Raw genomic sequence first — 7,711 nt, 5'->3', positions numbered from 1 at the left:
GGCCCAGACGGCCCCAGCACCGAAGCCGGCTGCCGCCGCCGCGAAGGCTCCGGCCGCCGCGCCGAAGCCCGCCGCCCCGCTGGATGCCGGCACGGCCGCTCCTGTCCCCGCCGTGTCGAAGCCCGCGCCGAAGATGACGCCCGAGGTGAAGACGCTCGTGGAGCGGATGCAGGCGTTCTACGAGAAGACGAACGACTTCAAGTCGGGCTTCAAGCAGGACTACAAGTACAAGACCTTCCGCCGCACGCAGTCGTCCACGGGTACGGTGACGTACAAGAAGCCGGGCCTGATGCGCTGGGAGTACGCGAACCCGTCGCCGCGCACCTTCGTGCTCGCGGGCAGCAAGGTGTACGCGTACGACCCGGCCGCGCAGACGCTGTCGGTGGCCGCCGTGGACACCAACCAGCTCTCCGCGTCGGTGACGTTCCTCTTCGGTCAGGGGAAGCTCGCGGACGAGTTCGCCATCTCCAAGGGCGACTGCAAGGACTGCAAGGGCACGCTGCTGGTGTTGGATCCGCTGAAGACCGAGCCGCGCTTCCGCCAGGTGCGCCTGGAGGTGGATCCCACGTCCGCGCAGGTGCTCAAGAGCACCGTGGTGGACCCGGACGGCAGCGAGAACACCATTGCCTTCGTGGACCTGAAGACGAACGTGGGCATCTCCGCGGACAGCTTCAAGCTGAACCCGCCCGAGGGCACCCGCGTGGACGACTTCACCAAGGCGAAGGCGCCGTAGGGAAGGCCGCCCTCCATGCGCGGCGTGTTGCTGGCGGGATGCGTGCTGCTGGGCGCGGGGTGTCAGTCCTCCGCGCCCCCGGGCCCCGTGCGTCCCACGAGCCTCGTGGGACAGACGCTGCCCCTGTTGTCGTCCCCCGCGCTGCGGCTCACCGTCGCGGGACGGCTCGCGGGGCGGGCCGTGCCGGTGGTGCTGGACGTCGCGCGGCCCCTCTCGCTCGTGTCCTCCGGCTGCTTCGGCGGAGAACCGCCCACGGCTGCCGGCACTGCGCGCGTGCCCGAGTCCTCCGGGGGATATCGCTCCTGGCCCGAGGTGCAGGCCCCGCTGCTGACGGTGGGACCGGTGGCGCCGCCCCTGCGCACGGTGCTGCTGTCCGGTGAGCAGGGCTGTTCGGTGACGCTGGGGCAGGACGTGCTGGCCCCGTACGCGCTCACGGTGGAGCCGCTGCGCCGCGAGGTGACCTTCACCGCCACGCGCCCCCGGGCCGCCCATGAGGCGGAGCTGCGCGCCTCGGACGCGGTGCGCGAGTCGCACGTGGTGGAGCTCAGCCGCGAGCCCGTGGGGGACTGGCCGCTGTTGGCCGTGCAGGTGACGCAAGGAACGACGAGCATCACCGGCCCCTTTGTCCTGGGCACGCGCGAGCCCTTCTCCCGGCTGGCGGTGGATCCGGCGCTGGCTCAGGGACTCCAGCCACTGGAGACGGCCGCGGGCCTGCCTCCGCGCACCTTCGTCGTGGACGCGGTGGAGGTCGCCGACGGGCTGGGCGCGCGGCCCCTGGTGATGGAGGCCGCCGGACGCTGGCCGTCGCAGAGCAGCCTGGGTCGCCTGGGCCCGGACGTGTGGGGCCGCTTCACCGCCACCGTGGACGCGCAGGGTGGGGCCCTGGTGCTTCGCAGGCCGCACGTGCGCATGCCCGATGAAGCTGGCGGCCGGCAGCAGTGCGCGGGCGAGGGCGGGGCCTTCAGCGAGGAGGCCTGCTACGGCGTCCACTCGCGCACCGAACCGGACGGCGCGGTGGCGCTCTCCGGCGCGGTGTACCGGGACGTGCCCGAAGGCGTGCGCCTGTACGTGGAGCCCCGGGGCGCGGATGGCCAGCGCCTGGAGACGGGTTGTCAGGTGGGCCTGAGCTTTCCCACCACCCTGCGAGGCGCCAACACGCAGCACCGGCTGCCGTGGGCGTCGCTCTCGCAGACCCTGCCCGCGTGCCACGCCGCGCTCCAGGCGGCGCGGAGCTACGCGGTGTCGTTGGTGGAGGAGGGTCGTCAGCCCGAGTGCCCCACGACCTGCGCCTTCGTCACGGAGACCGCGTCGCGGCGCACCGTGTGCGAGTGTCAGCCGACGCCGCTGGGCGAAGGTGTGGCGGTGCCCACGAAGGGTTCCGGCCCGCAGCCACCTCCCGTCGAGGAGCGTGAACTTGAGCCCGAGGACCCGAAGTAGCCCCGCGCCAAAAGGTTCGGGCCCGCAGCCGCACCCCATCGAGGAGTGCGAGCCGGGGCCCGAAAGTACCGGTTCGACCGTGGTCGGTGACTACTCCGGCCGAGGCTCCGCCGGACGCTTCAGTGACTTCATCGGCACGGGCGCGGGCAGGGCCTCGCGCGGGGTGTGCGTGCGCTGCTTCGGATCCGGACGCTCCACCACGCGGGCGATGAGGTCGTAGTCGTGCGCTTCCGTCACCTCCACGGTGACGAACTCGCCCGGGTACGCCAGACCGTCGTTGATGTAGACCTGCCCGTCGATCTCCGGGGCCTGGCCCTCGTGACGGCCCACCAGCAGGTGCTCGGACTCCTCGCTGGGGCCCTCCACCAGCACGGTGAGCTTCTGGCCCACGAGCTTCTTGTTCTGCTCGCGGTTGATGCGCTTCTGGATGGCCATCACCTCACGCCAGCGGCGCTCGATGGTCTTCGCGGGGACCTTGTTCGGCAGGTCGAACGCGGAGGTGCCCTCCTCGTCGGAGTACTGGAAGACGCCCAGGCGCTGGAAGCGCTGCTCCTTCACGAACTCCTTCAACAGCTCGAAGTCCTCCTCCGTCTCACCCGGCAGGCCGACGATGAGCGAGGTGCGCATCACGAGGCTCGGCACGCGCTCGCGCAGCTTGGTGAGCAGCTCCTTGAGGAACTTGGAGTTGCGGCCGCGCTTCATGGACAGGAGCAGCTTGTCGCTGGCGTGCTGCACCGGCATGTCCAGGTACTTGGCGATCTTCGGCTCGGACGCGATGACGTCGATGAGCTCGTCCGGGAACACGCGCGGGTAGGCGTAGTGCAGGCGGATCCACTTCACATCCACCTTCACCAGCTCCCGGAGCAGCTCGTGGAGCTTCGGCTTGCCGGGCAGGTCGTGCCCGTACGCCGTCAGGTCCTGCGCGACGAGGTTCAGCTCCTGCACGCCGCTGTCGGCCAGGTTGCGCGCCTCGGCCATGATGTCTTCCACCGTGCGCGAGCGCTGTCCGCCGCGCAGCGTGGGGATGATGCAGAAGGCGCAGGCGTTGTCGCAGCCTTCCGAAATCTTCAGGTACGCCGTGTACTTCGGCATCGAGTTGATGCGCGGCGTCTGGGCGTTGTGGATGTAGTCCGGATCCGGAATCACCTGACGCGGCGAGGCCTCGGCGGCCAGCAGGTCGCCAATCTGCGCGTACGCGCTGGTGCCCAGGAAGTGGTCGACCTCCGGCATCTCCAGCGACAGGTCCTGGCCGTAGCGCTGGGACAGGCAGCCCGTGACGACGAGCGTCTTGCACGCGCCCGTCTTCTTCAGCTCCGCCATCTCCAGGATGGAGTCCACCGACTCCTGCTTCGCCGGGCCAATGAAGGCGCACGTGTTGACGACGATGACCTGCGCGGCCGCCGGGTCCTGCACGAGCGAATAGCCACGGGTGCGCAGCGTGCCCAGCATCACCTCGGAGTCCACCCGGTTCTTCGGGCAGCCGAGGGTCATCATGTACAGGCTCTTGGTGTCTTCCACTGCGTCTACCGCTTTCCGATTTCCGTTCGATCGAAGTGGTCCGCACTCCAAACGAAGTTGACGATGGCGCCGTTCGAGTAACCGATGGTCAGCGCTCCCTCTTCATCCAGTTCGACGGAGCTGGCGCGACCCAGCGCACAGGTGGCGGCCGGCCACTCGAGCGCCTGCTGCGCCGTCTTCCCCGACACCACGTAGAGCCCCATCCGAAGCTCGTCGTCGGAGTCGCATTGACCCTCGACGGCATAGGGATTCTTCCCGGTGAGCACCGTAACGACCGGTCGTCCGTCCGGCAGGCTCAAAGCATCCGGCACGTTGACGCTCATCTTCGACGCGTCCACCGCGTTGGGAGCCACCAGTGCGCGCAGTGAAGCGGGGTTGAGCGCCGCGTCGCCCTGGGCCCAGTCCGGGTACGGCAGGATGCCCCAGCCGAGCCAGCCGGTGGGCGCCGCCTCCAGGGCGGTGACGGACGCGGGGGGCTTGAGCTTGAGGTTCTTGCGCGCGTCGTCCGGCAGGCGCAGCGCTTCACCCACCATCGTCGTGCCGCCCGTGCAGTTGGACACCGGCACCGTCTTCGCGCCCACCTGGTCCTGGTCCTCGTAGGTGATGCAGAGGTCCATGACGAGCGGCGCCACCGCGGGGAAGCGGGGCAGGGCGCGCACCGGCACCAGCGCCACCACGGAGAGCGTGTCGCCCTGGCGGTGCACGGCGGCGTTCACCAGCTTCTGCGCGAACGCAGGCGTGCCGCTCTCCGGCGGAGAGGTGCGCTGGCCATCGAAGGCGAAGCGGTAGGTGTAGCCCGTGGCGGTGGGGCCCGCGTCCGGGAAGGACAGGGTGAGGGTGATGAGGTCGCCCGCGAGCAACTGGTTGTCCGTGGCCTCCACGCCCACGAAGAGCGTGTCCTTGCGCCAGCCCACCCGGGCGGAGAAGTTCGCCGTGGCGCCCTCGACCGTCAGCGGCTTGAGGACCATGGGCGAGCCGAAGTCCTTGAGCCCCTTCTCCGGCTGCGGTGCCTTCTTGAGCACGGGCACCGGGCGGCTGGGACGCGCGGCGTCCTGCGCGAACGAGGGGGTGGCGGTGGCCAGCAGCAGGAGCGTCAGCGGGGCCAGGGGGGCGGCGTGCATGGCGGAAGGACTCAGTCGCGGAAGTTGGTGAACTGCATGTCCAGGCTCATCCGGTCCTGCTCCTTGCGGAACAGCGCCATGGCGGCCTGCAGGTCGTCGCGGTTCTTGCCCGTCACGCGCAGTTGATCCGCCTGGATGGAGCCCTGCACCTTGATCTTGGAGTCCTTGAGCACCTTGATGAGCTCCTTGGACTTCTCCACCGGGATGCCCTGCTGCAGCTTGATGGGCTGCTTGACGTTCGCGAGGCCCGTCTTCTCGATGTCGCCGAACTCCAGCACCCGCAGGCTGATGCCTCGCTTGGCCAGCTTGGAGAGCAGCACTTCCTTGGCGGCCTGGACCTTGTCCTCGCTGTTCGCCTTCACGGTGACGGAGGTGTTGTCCGGGGCGACGACGATGTCGGCGTTGACGCCCTGGAAGTCATAGCGCGTGCTGAGCTCCTTCTTGGTCTGATTGACCGCGTTGTCGAGCTCAGCCAGATCGATTTTCGAGACGACGTCGAAGGAGGGCATGGGGGATGGCCGCCCTTACCATACCTACACCCGGACGACCAAGGGCACCACCAGGGTGCGCCGGGTGGTGTGCTGCTTGAAGGCCCGCTTCACCGCCCGGACCAGCTCCTCGCGCGCCAGGGCGTCGTCCCCGCGCAACTGTGGGTTCAGCTCCTCGAAGTAGGCCTTCGCCTCCAGGGCGATTCGCGGCAGCACCCCCTGTTCGTCCGGGGAGAGCCCCTGGCCGGACAACTGGGGGCCCGCCACCAGGGCCTGCGTGTCGCGCCGGAGCACCACCACCGCGGCCACCATGCCCGTCTCCGCCAGCCGGTTGCGCTCCACGAGCGTCTCCGGCGTCACCACCCCGCTGCCGGAGCGCTCCCGGAGGATGCGCCCGGACGGCACGCTGCCGGAGAAGCGGCCCCGGCCCTCCTCGAACGTCACCACGTCGCCGTCGTGCGCCAGGAGCAGCCCCTCGGGGGCCATGCCGGACTCACGCGCGGTGGTCAGGTGTCGGTGCAGGTGCCGGACTTCCCCATGTACGGGGACGAAGTGGCGGGGCTTCACGATGTCCAGCACGCGGCGCTGCTGGGGGCGGCTGGCGTGTCCGGAGACGTGCACGCCGGGTTCCACCTGGGCGTAGACGATGCGGGCACCGCGCCAGTGGAGTTGGTCGAGCAGCGCGCCCACCGAGCGCTCGTTGCCGGGGATGGGGCGGGCGCTGACGATGACCAGGTCGCCGGGCTCCAGCCGCACCGGGCCGTCGCCGTGGGCCAACTGGGTGAGGCCCGCGCGGGGCTCGCCCTGGGCGCCGGTGGTGAGCACCACCACGCGGTGGGGCGCCAGCTTCGGCACGGAGTCGATGTGCACGAAGAGCGAGTCGGGGACCTGGAGGTAGCCCATCTCGCGGGCCAGCTCCACGTTGCGCACCATGCTGCGGCCCTGGAGCGCGACGAGCCGGCCGGTGCGCTCACAGAGGCTCAGGATGTGGCGCACGCGGTGGAGGTTGGAGGAGAACTGCGCGATGACGATGCGGCCCTTCGTCTCATGGAAGAGGCGCTCGAAGGTGGTCTGCACCACGCGCTCGCTGCCCGTCTCATCCACCAGCTCGGAGTTGGTGGAGTCCGACAGCAGGCACAGCACGCCCTCTTCGCCCGCTTCACCCCAGCGCTCCAGGTCCGTCTTCAATCCGTCGATGGGATCCGGATCCAGCTTGAAGTCGCCGGTGTGGATGATGGTGCCTTCGGGCGTGCGGACGATGTAGCCCACGGCGTCCGGCACGGTGTGCGTGACGCGCGTGGCCTCCACCGTGAAGGCGGTGCCGACCTTGAAGGGCGAGCGCGGTTCGATTTCGCGCAGGTCCGCTTCCACGCCCAGCTCCTCCAGGCGGTTGCGCGCGAGCGCCAGCGTGAAGCGCGTGCCGTAGACAGGCACGGGCAACTCGTCGAGCAGGTAGGGAAGCGCGCCAATGTGGTCTTCGTGCCCGTGCGTCAGCACCACGCCCTTGAACTGCGCGGCGTTGCGCTTCAGGTGGGTGAAGTCCGGGACGATGATGTCCACGCCGGGCATTCCCGCCGAGGGGAACATCAGTCCGGCATCGATGAGCAGCAGCTCCCCACGACAGGCGAGCACCATGGCGTTGAGGCCGATTTCGCCGAGGCCGCCCAGAGGTATGACGTGGAGCATGTGTCCGCAGTCTAAGGACTTGCCCCACCTGGCGCGTGGGAATCCGCACCCCCCTCCCGTTTCCCTTCACCGGCCGCCTGCTTGACGTCTTCCAACTAAAGGCTTAGTTGTATTGGAACTAAGTCCTTAGTTCGTCGTCAGGGAGGTCGCCGCCGTGTCCAGGTCGCCGTCCGTCGAGGAGTCCCGGCCGCTGACGCCGGTGGAGCTGGAGTTGATGCAGCTCGTGTGGAAGCAGGGCGAGGTGAGCGTGGCGGACGTGCTCGCGGCGCTGCCGCCGGAGCGCAAGCTGGCCTACACGTCGGTGTCCACGGTGCTGCGCATCCTGGAGCAGAAGGGCGTGGTGCACAGCCGCAAGGAAGGACGCGGGCACCTGTATTCGGCGCGGTTGTCGCGCGAGGCCTACGAGGCCCAGAGCGTGCGGCACCTAGTGGCGACGGTGTTCGACGGCACCCCTTCGTCGCTCGTGGCGCGGCTGGTGGAGGCGGTGCCGCTGTCGGCGGAGGAGGTGGAGCAGATTCGCAAGCTGCTGGGTCGCAAGGGGGGCCGGTGATGGGGCCCTTCACGCGGGAGGTGCTGGCCGCGTACCTCACGGCGGCGGCGCTGGTGGCGGTGGGCTTCGGGTTGCTGCGCGCCGCGCTCTGGCTGGGAATGGAGCGGCGGCTGAGCGCCCGGCAGACGCTGCGCGTGGGGCGGGTGACGTGGGGGCTGGCGGTACTGCTGCCGTTCGG

The 7,711-nt window shown here is 69.6% G+C and carries 7 protein-coding genes; 3 read left to right on the top strand and 4 right to left on the bottom strand.

All coding sequences use genetic code 11. From position 1 onward, the window contains the following. The coding region (lolA, locus tag D7V88_RS36065) for an outer membrane lipoprotein periplasmic chaperone LolA (RefSeq protein WP_341870748.1) at nucleotides 1–733 on the top strand (733 nt) is incomplete at its 5' end. Between the two features lie 15 nt (nucleotides 734–748). Then, the gene (locus D7V88_RS36060) at nucleotides 749–2,170 is read left to right on the top strand and encodes a hypothetical protein (protein WP_120545126.1); all 1,422 of its coding nucleotides are present in this window, start codon (nucleotides 749–751) and stop codon (nucleotides 2,168–2,170) included. Between the two features lie 90 nt (nucleotides 2,171–2,260). On the opposite strand, the gene rimO is transcribed toward D7V88_RS36060, so the two are convergent. Genes rimO through D7V88_RS36040 form a run of 4 tightly spaced genes read right to left on the bottom strand, consistent with a single transcriptional unit; the run spans nucleotide 2,261 to nucleotide 6,983 of the window. Beyond that, complete coding sequence (gene rimO / locus D7V88_RS36055; protein ID WP_372241158.1) at nucleotides 2,261–3,661, bottom strand: 30S ribosomal protein S12 methylthiotransferase RimO; 1,401 nt, start codon at nucleotides 3,659–3,661, stop codon at nucleotides 2,261–2,263. A gap of 32 nt (nucleotides 3,662–3,693) precedes the next feature. Next, nucleotides 3,694–4,809, bottom strand: coding sequence for a hypothetical protein (locus D7V88_RS36050; protein ID WP_120545124.1), 1,116 nt, complete (start codon nucleotides 4,807–4,809; stop codon nucleotides 3,694–3,696). Nucleotides 4,810–4,820: 11 nt separating this feature from the next. Further along, nucleotides 4,821–5,318 carry a YajQ family cyclic di-GMP-binding protein gene (locus D7V88_RS36045; protein WP_120545123.1) on the bottom strand — a complete coding sequence of 166 codons (498 nt, stop codon included), beginning with the start codon at nucleotides 5,316–5,318 and terminating at the stop codon, nucleotides 4,821–4,823. Between the two features lie 24 nt (nucleotides 5,319–5,342). After that, nucleotides 5,343–6,983: a ribonuclease J gene (locus D7V88_RS36040; RefSeq protein WP_120545122.1), complete on the bottom strand. Its 1,641-nt coding sequence runs from the start codon at nucleotides 6,981–6,983 to the stop codon at nucleotides 5,343–5,345. A gap of 154 nt (nucleotides 6,984–7,137) precedes the next feature. On the opposite strand from D7V88_RS36040, the gene D7V88_RS45305 reads away from it, so the two are divergent. Continuing rightward, nucleotides 7,138–7,533, top strand: coding sequence for a BlaI/MecI/CopY family transcriptional regulator (locus tag D7V88_RS45305; RefSeq protein WP_120545121.1), 396 nt, complete (start codon nucleotides 7,138–7,140; stop codon nucleotides 7,531–7,533). Nucleotides 7,534–7,711 lie beyond the last annotated feature (178 nt).

It is taken from the genome of Corallococcus terminator, from assembly GCF_003611635.1.
Classification (GTDB): Bacteria; Myxococcota; Myxococcia; order Myxococcales; family Myxococcaceae; genus Corallococcus; species Corallococcus terminator.
The sequence above is the reverse complement of the archived record's forward strand: the minus strand, read 5'-3'. Positions and strand labels throughout refer to the sequence as shown.